Source organism: Streptomyces diastatochromogenes (genome assembly GCF_002242805.1).
Taxonomy (GTDB): Bacteria; Actinomycetota; Actinomycetes; order Streptomycetales; family Streptomycetaceae; genus Streptomyces; species Streptomyces diastatochromogenes.
The window spans coordinates 194721-213678 of the sequence record NZ_MCGQ01000029.1 but is presented as its reverse complement, the minus strand read 5'-3'; the positions used below and the strand labels follow the sequence as shown (position 1 = coordinate 213678).

15 protein-coding genes are annotated in these 18958 nt (G+C 73.2%); 9 read left to right on the top strand and 6 right to left on the bottom strand.

All coding sequences use genetic code 11. The features are described from left to right. Positions 1 to 15: 15 nt before the first annotated feature. Entirely contained in the window at positions 16 to 960 is a 945-nt protein-coding gene (locus BEK98_RS30990) for an aminoglycoside phosphotransferase family protein (RefSeq protein WP_094220019.1), read from the top strand. Here BEK98_RS30990 and treZ read toward each other — a convergent pair. Beyond that, complete coding sequence (treZ, locus tag BEK98_RS30985) at positions 957 to 2702, bottom strand: malto-oligosyltrehalose trehalohydrolase (protein ID WP_094220018.1); 1746 nt, start codon at positions 2700 to 2702, stop codon at positions 957 to 959. The genes BEK98_RS30990 and treZ overlap by 4 nt on opposite strands. A gap of 174 nt (positions 2703 to 2876) precedes the next feature. Here treZ and BEK98_RS30980 point away from each other — a divergent pair, with 174 nt between their 5' ends. Continuing rightward, positions 2877 to 3428: a DUF1707 and FHA domain-containing protein gene (locus BEK98_RS30980; RefSeq protein ID WP_094220017.1), complete on the top strand. Its 552-nt coding sequence runs from the start codon at positions 2877 to 2879 to the stop codon at positions 3426 to 3428. 103 nt (positions 3429 to 3531) lie between these two features. Beyond that, the gene (locus tag BEK98_RS30975) at positions 3532 to 3945 is read left to right on the top strand and encodes an SSI family serine proteinase inhibitor (RefSeq protein ID WP_094220016.1); all 414 of its coding nucleotides are present in this window, start codon (positions 3532 to 3534) and stop codon (positions 3943 to 3945) included. A 52-nt stretch (positions 3946 to 3997) separates the two neighbouring features. Here the strand turns inward: BEK98_RS30975 and BEK98_RS30970 are convergent, their stop codons facing one another. Together BEK98_RS30970 and lpdA are read right to left on the bottom strand one after the other, a co-directional pair. Beyond that, entirely contained in the window at positions 3998 to 5248 is a 1251-nt protein-coding gene (locus tag BEK98_RS30970) for a M14 family zinc carboxypeptidase (protein ID WP_094220015.1), read from the bottom strand. Between the two features lie 134 nt (positions 5249 to 5382). Next, positions 5383 to 6810 carry a dihydrolipoyl dehydrogenase gene (gene lpdA, locus BEK98_RS30965; RefSeq protein ID WP_208643282.1) on the bottom strand — a complete coding sequence of 476 codons (1428 nt, stop codon included), beginning with the start codon at positions 6808 to 6810 and terminating at the stop codon, positions 5383 to 5385. Positions 6811 to 6918: 108 nt separating this feature from the next. Between lpdA and BEK98_RS30960 the strand changes: the two genes are divergently transcribed. Next, on the top strand, positions 6919 to 7845 hold the full coding sequence (locus BEK98_RS30960; RefSeq protein WP_244202072.1) for a LysR family transcriptional regulator: 927 nt from the start codon (positions 6919 to 6921) through the stop codon (positions 7843 to 7845). Positions 7846 to 7991: 146 nt separating this feature from the next. Here the strand turns inward: BEK98_RS30960 and treY are convergent, their stop codons facing one another. Continuing rightward, a complete protein-coding gene (gene treY / locus BEK98_RS30955; RefSeq protein WP_208643279.1) occupies positions 7992 to 10361 on the bottom strand; it encodes a malto-oligosyltrehalose synthase in 2370 nt (789 codons plus the stop codon). 81 nt (positions 10362 to 10442) lie between these two features. Here treY and BEK98_RS30950 point away from each other — a divergent pair, with 81 nt between their 5' ends. After that, on the top strand, positions 10443 to 11966 hold the full coding sequence (locus BEK98_RS30950) for an MFS transporter (RefSeq protein WP_094220011.1): 1524 nt from the start codon (positions 10443 to 10445) through the stop codon (positions 11964 to 11966). Here the strand turns inward: BEK98_RS30950 and BEK98_RS30945 are convergent. Together BEK98_RS30945 and glgX are read right to left on the bottom strand one after the other, a co-directional pair. Then, complete coding sequence (locus tag BEK98_RS30945; protein WP_094220010.1) at positions 11896 to 12204, bottom strand: hypothetical protein; 309 nt, start codon at positions 12202 to 12204, stop codon at positions 11896 to 11898. The two genes, BEK98_RS30950 and BEK98_RS30945, sit on opposite strands and share 71 nt — an antisense overlap. A gap of 26 nt (positions 12205 to 12230) precedes the next feature. Beyond that, positions 12231 to 14342 carry a glycogen debranching protein GlgX gene (gene glgX, locus BEK98_RS30940; protein WP_094220041.1) on the bottom strand — a complete coding sequence of 704 codons (2112 nt, stop codon included), beginning with the start codon at positions 14340 to 14342 and terminating at the stop codon, positions 12231 to 12233. A gap of 197 nt (positions 14343 to 14539) precedes the next feature. Here glgX and BEK98_RS30930 point away from each other — a divergent pair, with 197 nt between their 5' ends. The 4 genes from BEK98_RS30930 (at position 14540) to BEK98_RS30915 (ending at position 18953) form a co-directional block, all read left to right on the top strand. Then, positions 14540 to 15352, top strand: coding sequence for a Tat pathway signal sequence domain protein (locus BEK98_RS30930; RefSeq protein ID WP_094220009.1), 813 nt, complete (start codon positions 14540 to 14542; stop codon positions 15350 to 15352). A 75-nt stretch (positions 15353 to 15427) separates the two neighbouring features. After that, the gene (locus BEK98_RS30925; protein WP_094220008.1) at positions 15428 to 16774 is read left to right on the top strand and encodes a copper amine oxidase; all 1347 of its coding nucleotides are present in this window, start codon (positions 15428 to 15430) and stop codon (positions 16772 to 16774) included. 103 nt (positions 16775 to 16877) lie between these two features. Beyond that, entirely contained in the window at positions 16878 to 18119 is a 1242-nt protein-coding gene (locus BEK98_RS30920; RefSeq protein WP_094220040.1) for an SAV2148 family HEPN domain-containing protein, read from the top strand. A gap of 102 nt (positions 18120 to 18221) precedes the next feature. Continuing rightward, positions 18222 to 18953: a 3'-5' exonuclease gene (locus BEK98_RS30915; protein ID WP_094220007.1), complete on the top strand. Its 732-nt coding sequence runs from the start codon at positions 18222 to 18224 to the stop codon at positions 18951 to 18953. The last annotated feature ends 5 nt before the right edge of the window (positions 18954 to 18958 follow it).

Here is an 18958-nt window from a genome sequence, read left to right as displayed (position 1 = left end):
GCTACGGCGCGACCCATGACCCAGGCACCGACACCCACCGCGGACACCGTCCGCAGACTGGTCCGTTCCCTGCTCAAGGAGAGCAAGGCGACCGCGGACGGCACCGAGGGCCCCGACGTCCGGCCCGTCACCGAGGGCCGCGAGCACACCTGGTGGGTCGGCACCCGCCATGTGCTGCGCCTCGCCCCCGACCGGGAGGCCTCCGTCCGCCGCCGCCGTGAACTGCGCCTGCGCGACCTGGTCCGCCCGCACGTGCCCGTCGCGGTCCCGACCAGCGTCGCCCACGGCGACTGGGCACCCGGCCTCGCCTACACCCTCGACACCAAGCTGCCCGGCGGCACCGCCGACGAGCACGACGTCTCCGCCGTCGGCGAGGCCGACCTGGCCGGACTGCTCAGCGGACTGCGTGCGGTGCCCGCACGGCAGGTGGAGGCGCTCGGCGTGCCGCGCACCGCCCCGCGCTCCCTGGACGCGCTGCGCCGCATGGCCGTGCACGCGGCCGAACGGCTCGCCGCCGCCGACGAGTTCGACGCCGCCCGCCTGCACCAGCTCACCCCGCCCGGCGCCGCCCAGCTCGCCGCTCAGACCGGCACCGCCGTGCTCACCCACCACGGCCTCACCGGCGAGCACGTGGTGGTCAGCGCCGACGGACGGGTCCGCGGCATCCTGGACTGGACCGCGGCCGCCCTCGGCGACCCCGCCGAGGACATCGCCGGCCTCGCCGTCGCCGTCGGCTCCCCGGCCGCCGTCCGCGCCGCCACCCTCGCCGGCTACGGCGCCCGCCCCTGCCTGCGCGGTCTGTGGCTCGCCCGCTGCGACACCGTCGTCCGCCTCACCGACCACATCGAAGGCCGCGCCACCGGCTCCCTGCCGCTGCTGCGGATCCAGCTGCGGCGCGCCTGGGAGCCGATCCTGCTGGAGCGGGTGACCGAGTTCAAGGACGACGAGACGGAGCCCTAGGGCTGGACCAGCACCACGCACGACTCCCCGGGCACTTGCAGCAGCCCGTCCGGGCCCGGTGCCGCCACCGGGTCCCAGGCGGCGAGAACCCGCACCCGCCCGGTGCCCAGCGGGATCGCCGCCGGCTCCTTGCCCAGGTTCACCGCCACCCGCACGTCCCCGCGCCGGAACGCCAGCCAGCGGGCCTCCTCGTCGTACGCCACCTTGGTGTCCGCCAGGTCGGGATCGGTGAGGTCCGGCTGCTCCCGGCGCAGCTCGATCAGCCGCCGGTACCAGGCCAGCACGCGCGCGTGGGGCTCGCGTTCCGGCTCCGACCAGTCGAGACAGGACCGCTCCCGGGTCGCCGGGTCCTGCGGGTCCGGTACGTCCTCCTCGGCCCACCCGTGCTGCGCGAACTCCCGCCGCCTGCCCCGCCGTACCGCGTCGGCCAGCTCCGGATCCGTGTGGTCGGTGAAGAACTGCCAGGGCGTGCCCGCCGCCCACTCCTCGCCCATGAACAGCATCGGCGTGAACGGCGCGGTCAGCGTGAGCGTGGCCGCGCAGGCCAGCAGACCGGAGGAGAGCAGGGCGGAGAGCCGGTCCCCCTGAGCGCGGTTGCCGACCTGGTCGTGGGTCTGGCTGTAGCCCAGCAGCCGGTGCGCGGCCACCCGCGCGCGGTCCAGCGGCCGGCCGTGGCCGCGGCCACGGAAGCTCGAGTACGTGCCGTCGTGGAAGTAGCCGCCGGTGAGCGTCTTGGCGAGCGCGGCGAGCGGAGCGCGCGCGAAGTCGGCGTAGTAGCCCTGGGACTCGCCGGCCAGCGCGGAGTGCAGGGCGTGATGGAAGTCGTCGTTCCACTGGGCCTGCAGCCCGAGGCCGTGCTCCGCGCGCGGGGTGATGATCCGCGGGTCGTTCAGGTCGGACTCGGCGATCAGGAACAGCGGGCGGTCCAGCTCACCCGCGAGGCCGTCGACGGCCGTCGACAGCTCCTCCAGGAAGTGGCACGCGCGCGTGTCGTGCAGCGCGTGCACCGCGTCCAGGCGCAGCCCGTCGATCCGGTAGTCCCGCAGCCACGCCAGCGCGCTGCCCACGAGGTACGCGCGCACCTCGTCCGAACCGGGCGCGTCCAGGTTCACCGCGGCACCCCAGGGCGTGTGGTGCGTGTCCGTGAAGTACGGCCCGAACCGCGGCAGATGGTTGCCCGACGGGCCCAGATGGTTGTGTACGACGTCCAGCACGACACCCAGGCCCAGTTCGTGCGCCCGGTCCACGAACCGCTTCAGCGCCTCGGGGCCGCCGTACGGCTCGTGCACCGCCCACAGCGACACCCCCTCGTACCCCCAGCCGTGCCGCCCCGGGAAGGGACACAGCGGCATCAACTCCACATGGGTGACACCCAGTTCCGCCAGGTGCTCAAGACGCCCGGCGGCCGCGTCGAGGGTGCCCTCGCGGGTGTACGTGCCCACGTGCAGCTCGTAGAGCACCGCGCCCGGCAGCTCGCGCCCCGCCCAGGCGGAACGCCACGCGTGGCGCCCGTGGTCGACGACCGCGCTCAAGCCGTCCGGACCGTCCGGTTGACGGCGCGAACGCGGATCCGGCAGCACTGGACCGTCGTCCAGCGCGAACCCGTACCGCGAGCCGTCCTGAGCCTGTGCCTCCCCCGTCCACCAGCCGTCGCGTCCGGAAGCGCGCTCCAACGCGCGCGTGGCGCCGTCGCAATGGAGCGTCACACGGTCTGCCTGCGGTGCCCACACCTCGAACTGCACGGACGGTTCCCCTTCGTCTGCTCACCGTGATGTAGCCCGTCCATCGTGCCGCGAAAGCGATCAATCCGCTTTCGAATCCCCTCTTTTCCGGCAGGTGTCGTGGAACGATGCGCGTGCGGTAACCGTTTCCCTCGTTTCTGGACACCACGGGTTCACTGACCGACAATCACCAGCGTGACGTCGTCCTTCGAGTTCCCCACGTACCCCGCGCGGTTGTCCGACGCGGAGCGCGACAAGGCGCTGCAGGTGCTGCGAGACGGCGTCGCCATGGGCCGCCTGTCGCACGACACGTTCGTACGCCGCATGGAACTCGCGCTGGCCGCACGCCGCGCCGACGAACTCGCCGCCCTCACCGCCGACCTGCCCCGCGAGAACCGCCTCTCGCGCGCGGTCTTCGGCACCGTCGAGGCCGTCTCCGGCTTCACCGTACGGCTGCGCCGGGCCTGGCAGGCCGAGCGGCTGCCCAAGCTGCGGCTGCCGCAGCCGGCGAACGGCCATCCGCTGCGCATCGGCCGCGACCCCGCGAACGGGCTGCGCCTGAACCACGAGACCGTCTCCCGCGTGCACGCCGAACTGCGCCGCCAGGGCGGCATGTGGGTCCTCAGGGACCTCGGGTCCACCAACGGCACCACGGTCAACGGCCGCCGTGTGGTGGGCGCCGTCGTGGTCCGCGAGGGCGACCAGGTCGGCTTCGGACGGATCGCCTTCCGGCTCTCGGCGGACTGAGACACCGTCCCGCATTCGAACTGACGCACCGCTGTGCGCCCGTACGGTCCCGTTCGGGTGAGTCGGGGTGCGGAACGCGGGCCGCCGCGTCGATGCTTCGGGAATGACGTACATCACCCGAGCGACGGCGGCGGCAGGCGCCCTGCTGGCCTCCGTCGGTCTCCTCGCCGCGGGCCCGGCCCAGGCCGCACCCCGCGACAGCCTTCACGGCAACTGGCTCGACCTCACCGTCACCCGCGGCGACGCCCAGACCGGCTACACGCGCGGCACGCTGCTGCTGTGCGACCCGCCCCTCGGACACCCGCGCGCGGCCGAGGCCTGCACCGAACTCGCGGCCGCCCACGGCGACATCGCACGCATCCCGGCCAAGAAGGTCTTCTGCCCGATGATCTTCGCTCCCGTGACCGTCCACGCGCGCGGGCAGTGGAACGGACGGCCGGTCGACTACCAGGAGACGTACTCCAGCAAGTGCGTCATGAACGCGCGGACGGGAGCGGTCTTCGCCCTGGACGGCTGAGCCCCGCAGCGCGGCGGGCGCGGGATGCGCGTGAGGTGGCGGCGTGGAGGCCTCACGCCGCCCGTTCACGGGCCTGCTGGGCGGCTACGAGCACGGTCCGGGACTGGTGCTCCACCTGGTTCTCCAACGGCACCCAGCGGGCCCGGAAACGCTCCGCGAAGGCCTCGCACCAGGAGGCGACCAGCTGTTCGAGCCGGGGTGCCGCCCGGTCGTCCGTCTCCCGCAGCACCCGCAGCAGCATCGCCGCCGCCCGTAGCGGCAGCCGCCGCCCGAAGGCGTCCACACTGCCCACGTACGCCATCGTCGTGGCGGCCGGCGGTGTGTGGATCCAGTCCTGCGCCAGGCCCGGTATCAGCTCCAGCGCCCACTGCGAGGCCCGCAGCAGCGGCCCGTCCGCACCCTCCAGCCGGGGCAGCGCCTCGGCGAGCACCCGCTCCACCTCCAGCGAGTCCCGCAGCAGCCGCTGGGCCAGGCGGCGCATCGCCGCCGCCGGAGCCGGGTGCGGCGCCGGGTCGTCCACCAGGTCGCTGGCCCACATCGGCACCTCCACCACGGCCGTCAGACCGCCGTAGCGGTGCGCGTGGTACCAGGTGCTGTGCCGGGCGTCGTCCGGCATGCTCGGATAGGCGACGCCCGTCTCCGGGCCGGGCATCACATGCACCCCGGGCCCCGAGGCAGGCCAGCCCGCGGCGTCCGAGGCACCCGTCTCGACCGGTATGTGCAGCTCGGCGGCGGACTTGGCGAACGGCTCCGCGAGGCCGGGCACGTCCTTCGTCAACTGCACCCAGCTGCCGCCCAGATCGGTGCCGTGCAGGGTCACCTGGAGGTAGGGGCGCAGTTCGTCGATGACCCCGGTCAGGGTCCGGGTCTCGGGCGGCAGGCGGTCCGGCGGCAGCACCGCCGGGGACCACTCCGGCTGCTCCGCGCCGGTCGGCCGGTAGAAGCCGAGGTGGTAGTCGAGCAGGCTGCGCGGCGCCGGGGTCACATGCAGACTCGCGCCGTCCGGGTCGGCGCAGAGCAGGAAGTGCCAGGAGGTTCCGGTCCGCAACTCCCGCTCGGCCAGCACGCGTTCGGCCAGGACCCGGAGGGTGGAGCCGCCCGTCGGCTCGTTGGCGTGGGCGCCCGCGACGACCAGCACGGCGCGGCGGGCGTGTCCCACCGACAGCAGGTGCAGAGGTCGGCCGGCTCGCGAGACGCCCACCTGTCTGAGCGAGCACAGCCCGGGCTCCTGAGCGGCCAACGCCCGTGCGGAGGCGATCAGTTCGGGAACGCTGGGGTAGCGCAGCTCCGGCAGGAGACTCACCCCCGACTTGTCCGCCCGGCTTCGCCCTCCCAGTGCCGCACGGCATGGGTGAACTGTCAAGCATCCGGCGGGGAGGCTCCAGGGGGCGCCCGGACGCATTCACGGGCGGTACCGAACCGCCGCGATCCGGGGGCTCACTGCTGGTGCAGGCCGCGTCCCGCGAGCGTCAGGAACACCTCGCCCACCGCCTCCGACAGCGTGGGATGCGCGTGCACGTGCCGGGCCACGTCCGAGGGCTGGGCGTCCCAGCCGACGATCAGCTGGCTCTCCGCGATCATCTCCGACACGTTCGGGCCCACCAGGTGTATACCGAGCACCTGCCCGCCGCCGGCCTCGGCGACCACCTTCACCATGCCGCCCTGCCCGTGCACCATCCCCTTGGCCACGGCGGTCAGCGGCATCGTGTTGACCTCGACCTCGTGCCCACGCGCGCGTGCCTCCGCCTCGCCGAGCCCCACGGAGGCGGTCTGCGGCGACGAGTACGTCACCCGGGGCACCGCCGCGTAGTCCACCGGAGCCGACGGCAGCCCCGCCAGCGTCTCGGCCACCAGCAGGCCCTCCGCGAAGGAGGCGTGGGCCAGGCCGAGCGAGGGCGGCGGCAGCAGGTCGCCCACGACATGGATGCCGGGCACGGCCGTCTCCAGCCGGCTCCAGTCCGCCGGTGCGACGAACCCCCGCTCGTCCGTCGTCAGGCCGGCGGCCGCGAGGTCCAGGCCCTCGGTGACCGGGACCCGGCCGACGGCCACCAGCAGCCGCTCCGCCTCCACGGTCCGGGTCTCCCCGCGCGCGGTGCGCACACGGGCGCGTACGCCGTTCTCCAGCACCTCCGCGTCCAGCAGCCGCGCGCCCGCCCGCACGTCCACGCCCCGCTTCTTCAGACCGCGGGTCAGATGCCGGCTCACGTCGGCGTCCTCCAGCGGCACGATCCGGTCGGCGGCCTCCACGAGGGTGACCTCCGCGCCCATCGACCGGTGGAAGGAGGCGTACTCCACCCCGATCGCACCCCCGCCCAGCACCAGCACGGACCCCGGGAGCCCGGGCGCGAACAACGCGTCGTCACTGGTCACCACGCGCCGTCCGTCGGACACGAGCCCCGGGAGCGTGCGCGGTCGCGAGCCGGTGGCAAGGACGATTCCCCGGCGCGCGGTGAAGTCGTGCACGCCGGGCGTGGAACCTTCGTGCACGTCCTCCACGCGCACCGTGCGTGCCCCCGTCAGCCGCGCGCTGCCCCGCACCACCCGCACGCCCGCGTGTGCCAGATGTGCCTCCACGCCCTTGTGGTTGCGCGCCACGATGTCGTCCCGGGTGGCCGTGAGCGCCGGCCAGTCCACGGATTCCAGCGTCGCCTTCACGCCCCAGCGTTCGCGGGCCTCGGCGATGCCGTCGACGAGTTCGGCGGCGTGCAGCATCGCCTTGCTCGGGATGCAGCCCCGGTGCAGACAGGTTCCGCCGACCTTGTCGCGCTCGACCAGCGCGACGTCGAGCCCGAGGGAGGCGGCGCGCAGGGCGGTGCTGTACCCGCCCGTGCCCCCGCCGATGACGATGACGTCCGGTGTGTTCATGCTCATGGCCCCACCCTCCGCCCGCCCCTTGCCATGAGTCCAAGGCAATGTTCTTGTGGAACCCATGCAGGATCTTCATGGGAGGGCGCGGAGTTGAGCCTGCGGCAGATGGAGTACTTCCTGACGGTCGTCGAGCAGGCGTCCTTCACGCGCGCGGCGGAGCTGCTCCACGTCACCCAGCCCGCGCTCTCGCACCAGATCAAGGCCCTGGAGAAGACGGTCGGCGGCGCCCTGCTGGAGCGCATGCCGCGCGGAGTGCGCCTCACCCCTATGGGCCGTGCCTTCCTGCCGCACGCCGAACTCGCCGTCCGCAGCGCCGCCCAGGCCTGCCGCGCGGCCCGCGCCGCCGCCGGCGCCGAGGGCGGTGAGCTGCACATCGCGGCCCTGCACTCCATCGCCGTCGGCGCGCTCCCCGACGTCTTCGCCCGCTGGCGTACGGCCCATCCCAGGGTCCTGCTGCGGCTGCACGAGTACGCCACCTCCGAGGCCCTGGAGGAGGCCGTCCAGCGCGGCACCGCCGACCTCGCGATCGGCCCCGAGCCCGTCGGCGCGCCCGGCACCGTCGTACCCGTCGGCGAGGAGGAACTCGTCCTCGTCGTGCCCTTCGACGACCGGCTCGCCGGCCGTACGAGGGTGACGCTGCCCGAACTCGCCGACCGCGCCTGGATCCGCTGCGCCATGGAACCCGTCGTCCACGGCGAGCGCTTCCTCGACTGGGCGTGCGGACGGGCCGGATACCGCCCCCGGACGGCCGTGTGGACCGAGCACACCTCCACGGCCGTGCGCATGGCCGCCGCCGGGGTCGGGGTGTGCGTGGCGCCCGCCCACGTCGTACGGGGCGCCGTCGGCGAGGACTGCGTCGTCCTCACCCCCGACCCGGCCTGGAAACGCGCCCTGACGATCTACGCGCGCGTACCGCCCACCGGGGCCGCCGAGGCCTTCGTGGATCTCCTGCGTGCCGCGTGGCCCTCGCTGGGGGCGGCCGTCGTGCGGGAGTACGAGGCGTGCGACGTGCCCGCCGCGCGGGTCGGCTGAGGGGGCGTCAGTCCCTCAGCCCTGACCGGTCGGCTCCAGCAGCGAAACCGGCAGCCGTTCGACTGGGTCTGCCGCGCGCGCGTACCGCCCTGAACGAGGACTGCGCCCTGCCCGCCGGGCAGGTCGGCTGAGCGGGCGTCAGCACCTCAGTCCTCGGCTGTCCGCTCCAGCAGCGCCACCGGCAGCCGGTCGAAAAGGTCCGCCACGCGCGCGTGGCCCGTGAACTCCCGTCCCGGGGCCAGTACGTCCGCCCAGCGCCCCGGCGGCAGGTCCAGCCGTGTCTCCCGCCAGCCGCCCGACTCCGCGAGTCGCAGGGACAGCCGGGTCACCGCCGTGATCACCGCTCCGGAGCGTGCGAACGCCACGCAGTGCTCCGCTGCCGGCCCGTCCGCGGTGAGCGGGGCGTACGTCGCCGACGGTCCGAAGGCGTCGGGCCGTCGCGCGCGCAGCCGTAGCGCCGCCGCCGTCAGCGCGTTCTTCTCGCCGGGCGCCGCAGGGGGGAACGACACCGGTCGCCGGTTGTCCGGGTCCACCAGTGCCCGGTACTCGCCCTCCGTGCCCTGGTACAGGTCCGGCACGCCCGGCATCGTCAGATGGACCAGCGCGGTGCCCAGGACGTTGGCCCGGACATGCGGCTCCAGCGCCTTGCGGAAGGCGGTCACCCGCTCCCCCGGCGGCCCGCAGGGCCCGGCCGTGACGAAGGCCGCCACCGCCTCCTCGTAGGGCGGCTCCTGCTCCGTCCAGCTCGTGTACATGCCGGCCTCGCGCACATGCTTCAGCAGCGCCCCCTGGACCCGCCCCTCCTCCGCCGGGCCCAGCCCGAACACCGTCTGCCAGGCCGCCCAGGCCAGCTGCCCGTCGGGCACGCCCTCCTCGGCCAGGGTCACCTCGGCGAGCAACTCGGCCCAGCGGTCCGGGCATTCGGTGAGCACGGCCAGGGCCGCGCGGACATCGGCGCTGCGCTTGGTGTCATGGGTGGACACGACCGTGCCGGTGGCCGGCCAGTCGCGCTGCACGCGCGCGCAGTACGCGTGGAAGTCCTCGGGGGACACGCCGGGCGCTCCCGGATCGCCGCCCACCTCGGCCGCCGACAGCAGCGGCACATAGCGGTAGAACGCCGTGTCCTCCACGGCCTTGGCGCGCAGCGCCGACGCGGTCTGCGCGAACCGGATGCGGAACTCCGCCCGGCCGGCTTGGTCCGTCGCCGGCCCGCCACCGGGCGCCTCGACCAGCAGCCGGCGCACGATGCCGACGGCCTCGGCCTCCTCGGGCACCGCGAAGGCCGGCCGGGCCTCCTCGGCGGCCTCCTCGGTGACGACGGCGGCAGCGTCACCGGAGGCGTACGGGCGGTACACCCGCAGCCGGACCAGCAGCTCCTCCAGGGCCGTGCGCAGTGCCCAGGGCGCCCGGTCGCGCAGCGAGAGGTCCGGGGAGGCGGCGCACAGCCGGGCGGCCACCCGGGTGAGCCGGTCGGTCTCGGCGGCCAGCTCGTGCGTGATCACCTTGTAGGCGGCCCGCCGCACCGTGGCCTCCCAGTCGCCGCCCCGGTCCGTCTGCGGCGCCGCGAACGCCCGGTACCGCCCGAGCAGTCGATACGCCCCGGTGCGGTCCGTGAACAGGCCGTCGACATGGCGCAGGGCGTCGTAGCCCGTGGTGCCCGCGACGGGCCACGAGGCGGGCAGGTGCTCACCGTCGGCGAGGATCTTCTCCACGACCGTCCAGCGCCCGCCGGTCGCCTCGTGCAGCCGCTCCAGGTAGCCGTCGGGGTCCGCGAGCCCGTCGGGATGGTCGATCCGCAGCCCGTCGACCACGCCCTCCGCCATCAGCTGCAGGATCTTGGCGTGGGTGGCGTCGAACACCTCCGGGTCCTCGACCCGCACCCCGATCAGCTCCGAGATGCTGAAGAAACGCCGGTAGTTCAGCTCGGTGCGGGCCAGCCGCCACCACACCGGGCGGTACCACTGCGCGTCCAGGAGCTGCGGCAGCGGCAGTTCCTCGGTGCCCGCCCGGAGCGGGAACGCGTGGTCGTGGTAGCGCAGGACACCGTCGTCGACCACCAGGTGGTTCAGCTCCGTCCCGACCGGCCCGCCGAGCACGGGCAGCAGCAGGCGTCCGCCCTGCGCCTCCCAGTCGATGTCGAACCAGCGCGCGTAGGGCGACCCGGGCCCCTCGCGCAGCACCTCCCACAGGGCGTGGTTGTGCCGCGGTGCCATGGCCATGTGGTTCGGCACGATGTCCACCACCAGGCCCAGGCCGTGCTCCCGAGCGGTGTGCGCGAGCGCGCGCAGCCCCTCCTCACCGCCCAGTTCCTCGCGCACGCGCGCGGGGTCCACGACGTCGTAGCCGTGCGTGGAGCCCGGGACCGCATCCAGGACGGGCGACAGGTGCAGGTGCGAGACGCCGAGCGACGCCAGGTACGGTACGGCCGCCGCGGCGGCGGCGAACGGGAACGCGGGCTGGAGTTGCAGCCGGTAGGTGGCCGTGGGCACCCCCGGTCCGGGTCGCGCAGAAGTCATGGAAACCTACGTACCCAGCCCGCCGCCTTTCGTGTCATCGCCCCCTGCACGCACCCACGCGCGCGTGCCTAGCTTCGAGTGATGGGGACGAAGAGACGGCTCAGGACACGGCACGGCACGCTCGACACGTACCGCGAGGTGATCGGCCTGACCGGGCCGCTGCTGCCCTGCGTGTCGTTCCTGGGGCGGCTGCCGACCGCCACCATCGAGTTCGGCAGCGTGCTGCTCGTCGCCCGCACGAGCGGTTCGCTGGCCACCGCGGGACTGACCGGCGGCGCGCTCGCCCTCGGCCAGGTGGCCTGCGGGCCGCTGGTGGGGCGGCTCGCGGACCGGCACGGCCAGCGGACGGTCGTGCTCGCGTTCTCGCTCGCCAACGCGCTGGCCGTGGCCGCCCTGGTCACCGGCGCCCTGGCCGGCCTGCCCACGCCCGTCCTGGCCCTCCTGGGGGCCGTGGCCGGGGCCACCGTGCCGCTCGTGGGCCCGCTGGCCCGCACCCGCCTGGTCGCCCTCGCCCGCCGCGCGGGCGCCCCCGAGGCGACCGTCGGCGCCGCGCTCTCCTTCGAGAGCACCCTGGACGAACTGTCCTTCGTGCTCGGCCCGGCCCTGGTCGGCGTGGCCGCGGTCCTCGCCCACCCGGCGTACGCGCTGGCCGGCGCGGCCCTGCTGGTGGCGGTGTGCGGCAGCGCCTTCGCCCTGCATCCGACCGCCAGGGCCGCCGCCCCCGAGCCCCATGACCCGGCACGCGCACGGGACACCGGCCCGGATGGGACGGCGAAGGCTCCGTGGCCCACCCCGGTCGGCGACCGCCGGGCGCGCGCCCGTGACACCCCGCCGGATCCCGCGGTGGAGGCCGGCCACACCGCCCCGGGCGCCCACCGCCCGGCACGGGCGCCGCGCGGCGCCCGCGCCACGGGACGGCTCCCCATGCCCCGCTCCGTCCACGCCCTGCGCGCCGCCCTCGCCCTCCAGGGCGCCATGTTCGGTGCCTGCCAGGCCGGGATCACCGCACTCACCGCCCGGCTCGGGCAGGAGGACCAGGCGGGGCTGGTGTACGCCGCCATGGGCGTGATGAGCGCCGTGGCGGGGCTCTCCATGGCCGCCGTACCGGCGCGCCTCGGGCTCCCGGCGCGCTGGCGTCTCGCCACCGGGGCCGCGCTCGTGCTGTCGCTGCCCCTGCTGCGGACCGACGGAATGACCGGCCTGTACGCCGTCGTCACCGTCCTCGGGATCGCCTATGCCCCGCACCTGATCACGGTGTTCGGGCTCACCGAGCGCGCGGTGCCGCCCGCCCGGCTGTCCGAGGCCATGGCCTTCGCGACCAGCGCCCTGGTCGGCGGCCAGGCCCTCGCGGTCGCCGTCGCCGGCCGCCTCGCCGAGTCCTACGGCCCCTCGGCGGCCTTCGCGGCGGCGAGCACGGCGGCCGCGCTCACCTTCGCCATCGCCCTGACGGCCCGTCCGACGACGTATTGGGGGCAGCCCGAAACCGCCCCCCGCGCGCGCGTGCACGACGAGCCGGCGGATGCGACGCCACCCGCTAGTGCGCCGCTGTCAGCTCCGCCAGCCGCCGCAGGCGCAGCAGATACCGAAGCTCCTCCGCATCGGTGACGAGCGGCAGGGCCCGCTCCAGTTCCCTGGCGCAGTGGAGCAGGGTCCGTTGCCGCCCGGCGTCGAGACGGCCGCCGTTCTTCCGCCAGACGGACACGCACCCGGCGATGCCCGCGTCCAGCAGCACCACGTCCACGCCCGCCGGGTCCGCGGTGCGCAGCCTCGGCGGGAAAGGCGCGACCAGGTGCTCCTGCCACAGCAGGGTCACCGCGTTCTGTTGCTCACTCGTTCCGCCCATCCGCCCGATCCTCCCGCGGCTCCCCCTCAGGCGGGCCGCTGCAGCACCGTCAGGCTCCGGTCCGGCAGGGTGATGCGGTCGCCGGCCGCGACCTTCGCGCCGGTCCCCGGCGGCACCTCCTCCGTGCGGGCCGTGTCGACGACGACCTGCCACTGCCGGCCGTGGTCGACCGGCACCAGGAAGTCCAGCGGCCCGGGCGAGGCGTTGAACATCAGCAGAAAAGAGTCGTCGGCGATCCGCTCCCCGCGCGGACCGGGCTCGGAGATCGCGTTGCCGTTCAGGAACACCGTCAGCGCCGACGCCTGCGCCGAGTCCCAGTCCCGCTGGGTCATCTCGGCGCCCTCGGGGGTGAACCAGGCGATGTCGGACAGCTCGTCGTGGGTGCCCTCCACCGGCCGCCCGTGGAAGAAGCGCCGCCGGCGGAACACCGGGTGGTCCCGGCGCAGCCACACCATCGCGCGGACGAACTCCAGCAGATCGCCCTCCACGGACTCCGGCCACTCCACCCAGGACAGCTCGTTGTCCTGGCAGTAGGCGTTGTTGTTGCCGCGCTGGGTGCGGGCGAACTCGTCGCCGTGGCTGATCATCGGCACGCCCTGCGACAGCATCAGCGTGGCGACGAAGTTCCGCATCTGGCGGGCGCGCAGCCCGAGCACGTCCGGGTCGTCGGTCTCGCCCTCCACGCCGCAGTTCCAGGACCGGTTGTGGCTCTCGCCGTCCCGGTCGTCCTCGCCATTGGCCTTGTTGTGCTTGCGGTCGTACGAGACGAGGTCGTGCAGGGTGAAACCGTCGTGGCAGGTCACGAAGTTGATGGAGGCGAGCGGGCGGCGGCCGTCGTCCTGGTAGAGGTCCGAGGAGCCGGTCAGCCGGGAGGCGAACTCGGCGAGCGCCCGTGGCTCGCCGCGCCACAGGTCCCGGACGGTGTCGCGGTACTTGCCGTTCCACTCGGTCCACAGCGGCGGGAAGTTGCCCACCTGGTAGCCGCCCTCGCCCACGTCCCACGGTTCGGCGATCAGCTTCACCTGGGAGACCACCGGGTCCTGCTGCACCAGGTCGAAGAACGACGACAGCCGGTCCACCTCGTGGAACTGCCGGGCGAGGGTCGCCGCGAGGTCGAAGCGGAAGCCGTCGACGTGCATCTCGGTGACCCAGTAGCGCAGCGAGTCCATGATCAGCTGGAGGACGTGCGGGGACCGCATGAGCAGCGAGTTCCCGGTGCCCGTGGTGTCCGTGTAGTAGCGGGGATCGTTGGCGAGACGGTAGTACGACGGGTTGTCGAGGCCCTTGAAGGACAGGGTCGGGCCCAGGTGGTTGCCCTCGGCGGTGTGGTTGTAGACGACGTCCAGGATGACCTCGATGCCGGCCTCGTGCAGCGCGCGGACCGCCGACTTGAACTCCAGGACCTGCTGGCCGCGGTCGCCCCAGGAGGCGTAGGCGTTGTGCGGGGCGAAGAAGCCGATGGTGTTGTAGCCCCAGTAGTTGCTCAGGCCCAGGTCGGCCAGCCGGTGGTCGTTCACGAACTGGTGCACGGGCATCAGCTCCAGCGCCGTGACGCCCAGCTTGGTCAGGTGTTCGATGATCGCCGGGTGCGCGAGCGCCGCGTACGTGCCGCGCAGCTCCTCCGGCAGGCCGGGGTGGCGCATGGTCAGGCCCTTCACATGGGCCTCGTAGATCACCGTGTGGTGGTACTCGGTGCGCGGGAGCCGGTCGTCGCCCCAGTCGAAGTACGGGTTGATCACCACCGAGCTCATGGTGTGCGGCGCCGAGTCCAGGTCGTTGCGCCGCTCCGGGGCGCCGAAGTGGTAGCCGTACACCTCCTCGCCCCACCCCACGGCCCCGCTGATCGCCTTCGCGTACGGGTCGAGCAGCAGCTTCGCCGAGTTGCAACGCAGTCCGCGCCCGGGGTCGTACGGGCCGTGCACCCGGAACCCGTACCGCTGTCCCGGCATGACGCCCGGCACGTACGCGTGCCGCACGAACGCGTCGCTCTCGCGCAGTTCCACCGCCGTCTCCGAGCCGTCGTCGTGCAGCAGACACAGCTCTACTCGGTCCGCGGCCTCCGTGAAGACCGCGAAGTTGGTTCCGGCGCCGTCATAGGTGGCGCCGAGCGGATACGCCTCTCCAGGCCAGACCTGCATGGACACGACTCTTCCAGGTGTGCCGCCCCGCCGGGGCCGCGTTGGCTCCGAGTCTGCCCGAAAGTGAGGGAACCTCCTGTGACTTACGCCCCTCTTACCGTCCGACCAGTGCATACGGCGAAGGGACTACCCGCCGTATGCCGAACCAGTGGGGCAGACACGTACTCCCGGGGACGTTGGGGGAGTAGGGGGAAGATGTGCGCGAGATAGTGCACCGCCATCTGGGCAAGGTGGTGGCGGGCGCGGCCCTGGCGGTGGCCGGGACCGCGGTGATGGTGGGGATCACCCTGCCGGGCACGGCAGGAGCCGACGAATCGGGAGGATCGGGCAGCGGCACACAGGCCGCGCAGCAGGCCGGGCAGGGCCCGGACGCGGTCCAGCCCGGCGTCGTCGAGCAGGCGCCCGCCGAGGGGAAGAAGGGCACGGGCCGTGACCCGCTGACCGACGACGAGATCCAGCGCGTCGCGAAGCTCGCCCTGAACCAGCAGCTGCTGAACACGGGCGAGAACGTCGACGGCGGCCGCGGCCCGCAGCGCCTGAGCGTCGACCTCGCCGACCCGGAGGCGAACGAACTGGACGACCCGAACGCGCCGCGCCGGGCCGACGTGACGTTCTACGACTACAAGACCGACACGCTCGTCACCAAGACGGTCGACCTGGAGACCGGCAAGGTCGAGCAGACCGGCACCCAGCACGGCGTCCAGCCGCCGCTGAGCCGTGCCGAGAACGCCGAGGCGGCGAAGCTGCTGATCGCCGACCCGCTGGGCGCCGGCCTCAAGGCGGACTACAAGGACGCCACCGGCCACGAGCTGACCTCTCCGGACCAGCTGCTGTTCAACGGCGCCGTCTACCGCGCCACCCCGGGCGGTCAGCCCGCCGTACTCGACAAGTGCGGCGAACACCGCTGTGTGCGGCTGTTCCCGAAGGTCAAGAACGGCCCCTGGATCGACGCCCGGTGGCTGGTCGTCGACCTGAGCGCCCGCAAGGTCGCCATGCTCGACCGCCGCTGAGCGGCAACCGCCACCGAGCAGCAGCCCTTCGTTCACTTTTCCAACTTGCTCGTCCTGCAAGGGAGCCACTTCGTCATGCCCGTACAGCGTTCGATCAGCGGCCTCCGGCCGCGGAGAATCAGCCGTGCCCGCGCGCGGGCGGCCGTCGGCGTCAGCGTGGCCGCACTGGCCGCCGGTGCGACGGCCGGTGCCGGACCGGCCGTCGCCCAGCCCAAGGCCGCGCCCGCGGCGGCCGCCGACTGCAGCGCCCAGTACAAGATCGAGCAGAAGCTCTCCAGCGGCACCACCTGGCGCATGTGCTGGCGCTACGACAGCAAGGCCGGCCTGGTCCTGGAGAACGTCTCGTACCAGCCCAAGGGCGAGACCCAGCCGATCAAGGTCCTCAACAGCGCCCGCCTCGCCCAGATCGACGTCCCCTACGACGACGGCAGCGTCGAGTACGACGACCTGACCGGCTTCGGCTTCGCCCAGGGCCTGGTGAACCTGGCGCCGGGCGAGTGTCCCGGCGGCACCATCAAGACCGTCCGCGTCCCGGACGCCTGGGACCCGCAGCACCCGGACGTCAACGGCCTGTGCACGACCACACGTTCGCGCGGCCACGCCTACCGCATGCAGGGCGACAGCGCCAACAAGGTCTTCCAGGCGCAGGGCAAGGACCTGCTCGTCTACACGGTCAACCAGGTCGGCTGGTACGAGTACATGACCGAGTGGCGCTTCCAGGACGACGGCACCGTCAACATGAACGTCGGCGCCACCGGCAGCCTCTCCTACGACGACTACGACGCCGGCGACGGGCGCGGCTGGCCCATCGGCAAGGGCGCCAAGGCCTACGCCACCAGCCACAGCCACAACGTCTTCTGGCGGCTGGACTTCGGCCTCGACGGCTCCTCCAAGACGAAGGTCGAGCAGTACGACTCGGCCGTCACCGCCCCCGCCCACGGCCAGCAGGCGCCCACCAACAAGACCACCCGCACCAAGGTCACCAAGGAACTCGCGGGCGACTACAAGACCTACCGCTGGTGGCGGATGGTCAGCGCGACGGGCAAGAACAAGGACGGGCACGCGCGTTCGTACGAGATCGTCCCCGGCCCCACCACGAAGTACCCGGGCCGCAGCTTCACCAAGCACGACGTGTACTTCACCGAGTACAACAAGTGCGAGCAGTTCGCCAGCAACAACCCGGGCGCCTGCCCGGCCGGTGCGGGCAAGTCCGTCGACAAGTGGGTCAACGGCCAGACCCTCACCCACCCGGTGGTCTGGATGAACGTCGGCTTCCACCACATAGCCCGGGACGAGGACCAGCAGCCCATGCCCATCCACTGGCAGGGCTTCGCCATCTCCCCGCGGGACGTCACGGCTATGAATCCGCTCACTCCCGACGCGCTGGCATGGCAGAACGGCCATTGGCGCCCGCGCAGTTGAGAAACCTACCTGTCCATCCGGCTGCATCGCCGACCGCTCCCGGAGTACCCTTCCTTGATCGTTGAGACGGGGAAGGCCCAGGGTGGCGGAAGGCGGTGCACGGGTGGGCTCGGGAGGCCTGGAGCTGCCCCCTGGTGACGAGAGTCACGAGGGGAACTCCACAGACGTCCCGCCCGGCGCGGTGTCCCTGGCCCGCCCGATGGACGCGACAGGATCCATCGGGCCGGAACTGGAGTGGGACGCCGACGCCTGGCTCGAGGTGCGCACCCGCGCCCAGCGGGCGGGCCGGGCCTACATCTGGCTGAACCTCGTCGAACAGCGGCTGCGCGCGGTCGTGGCCGCCGTGCTGCGCCCCATCTACGAACCCGTCCACGGCGACGAGTGGGTGGTGGCCGCGGCCGGGCCCGCCGGGCAGGAGTGGGTGCAGCGGGCGGTCGCCGTCCGCGAGGTCAGCCGCCGTAAGGGCTATGTGCTCGACCCGGCCGACGACAACGTGCTCAGCTTCCTCAGGCTGCCGCAGCTGCGCGAGCTGATGGTGCAGCACTGGCCGTGCTTCGAGCCGTACTTCGACGAGCGCCGCGACCTCGAACTCGCCCTGGACGAGCTGGAGGTGACCCGCAACGTCGTCTCCCGCAACCGGGCCCTGTCCGGGGCGGTCCTGGACCAGGCCGAGCGGGCCTCGGCCCGGCTGCTGGAGATGCTCGGCGCGGGCGGCGACGTGCCCTCCGCGCGCCGGCTGCCCGTCGACGCGGTCGAGGACCTGGTCGGCGACCGGTACGCGGACGTCGTCGCCGTCCACCCCGACCGGGTGCGGCTGATGCGCCAGTTCCCGGCCGAGGACATCTTCGGGCGCGCCCGCCGCCTCGACGCCATCGGCATCGGCCTCAACCTGCTGGTGCAGAACTTCTCCGGACGCCGCCTGGTCCGGCTCGCCGAGTCCGGCTGCCGGGTACGGCTGCTCTTCCTCAACCCGGCCTCCAGCGCGGTCAAGCGCCGCGAGCGCGAACTCGGGATGAAACGGGGCGAACTGAGCCGGTCCGTCGAGATGAACATCCTGCACATGCGCCGGGTGCGGTCCCGGCTGCGCGACCCCGGCGCCTTCGAGATCCAGGTCTACGACGAGACGCCCCGCTTCACCGCCTACCTCGTGGACGGCGACGGCGCCGACGGCATCGCCGTCGTGCAGTCCTATCTGCGCGGGGCGCGCGGCATGGAGTCGCCGGTGCTGGTGCTGCGCAACGGCAGCAAGCTGGTCAAGTCGGACGACGTGCTGGAAGCCGGGCTCTTCCCGACATACCGCGAGGAATTCGAGCTGGCCTGGGCGGATTCGCGCCCGGTGTCCTGAGCCGTCCACCCCGGCAAGCGGAACGCGGTCCTCGGATTGTCAGTGCCGCGTGCGATGGTGGAAGCCACTGGGGGAAAGCACCACCAAGAAGGGGGGCCGCCCATGGGCTGGCACCGGGAGCTGCTGATCGGCTTCGACCTGGAGACGACCGGGACCGATCCGCGTGAGGCGCGCATCGTCACCGGCGCGGTGATCGAGGTCAGGGCCGGTGAGCCCATGGGGCGCCGGGAATGGCTGGCGGATCCGGGCGTGGAGATCCCGGCCGACGCGGTCGCGGTCCACGGCATCAGCAACGAACGCGCGGCGGCCGAGGGCAGCCCGGCCGACCAGGTGGCCGACGCCATCGCGGACGTCCTGGTCTCCTACTGGCAGGCGGGTGTCCCGGTCGTCGCCTACAACGCGGCCTTCGACCTCAGCCTGCTCTCCGCGGAGCTGCGCAGGTACGGCCTGCCGTCCCTCTCCGACCGGCTTGGCGGCCGCGCCCCGGCGCCGGTCGTCGACCCCTACACCATCGACCGCTGGGTCGACCGCTACCGCCGCGGCAAGCGGAACCTGGAAGCGGTCTGCGCCGAGTACGGCATAGTCCTCGACGCGGCCCACAACGCCTCGGCCGACGCCCTTGCCGCGGCCCGTCTCGCCTCCGCGATAGCCGACCGCCACCCGAAGATCGCGTCCCTGGGCCCGGCCGAACTGCACCGCAGACAGATCGACTGGTACGCCGAGTGGGCGGCGGACTTCCAGGCCTTCCTGCGCCGCAAGGGGGACGCGGACGCGGTGGTCGACGGGGTCTGGCCGCTGCGGGAGCCGGCGGACCTGGCGGACGAAAAGGTCTGAGCCGG

Bases quoted from the DNA above. Each gene is read 5' to 3' on its own strand.
- BEK98_RS30990 (WP_094220019.1), top strand. From the start codon at position 16: ATGACCCAGGCACCGACACCCACCGCGGACACCGTCCGCAGACTGGTC.
- BEK98_RS30975 (WP_094220016.1), top strand. From the start codon at position 3,532: ATGACGTACATCACCCGAGCGACGGCGGCGGCAGGCGCCCTGCTGGCC.
- lpdA (WP_208643282.1), bottom strand. From the start codon at position 6,810: ATGAACACACCGGACGTCATCGTCATCGGCGGGGGCACGGGCGGGTAC.
- BEK98_RS30960 (WP_244202072.1), top strand. From the start codon at position 6,919: ATGGAGTACTTCCTGACGGTCGTCGAGCAGGCGTCCTTCACGCGCGCG.
- treY (WP_208643279.1), bottom strand. From the start codon at position 10,361: ATGACTTCTGCGCGACCCGGACCGGGGGTGCCCACGGCCACCTACCGG.
- BEK98_RS30950 (WP_094220011.1), top strand. From the start codon at position 10,443: ATGGGGACGAAGAGACGGCTCAGGACACGGCACGGCACGCTCGACACG.
- BEK98_RS30945 (WP_094220010.1), bottom strand. From the start codon at position 12,204: ATGGGCGGAACGAGTGAGCAACAGAACGCGGTGACCCTGCTGTGGCAG.
- glgX (WP_094220041.1), bottom strand. From the start codon at position 14,342: ATGCAGGTCTGGCCTGGAGAGGCGTATCCGCTCGGCGCCACCTATGAC.
- BEK98_RS30925 (WP_094220008.1), top strand. From the start codon at position 15,428: ATGCCCGTACAGCGTTCGATCAGCGGCCTCCGGCCGCGGAGAATCAGC.
- BEK98_RS30915 (WP_094220007.1), top strand. From the start codon at position 18,222: ATGGGCTGGCACCGGGAGCTGCTGATCGGCTTCGACCTGGAGACGACC.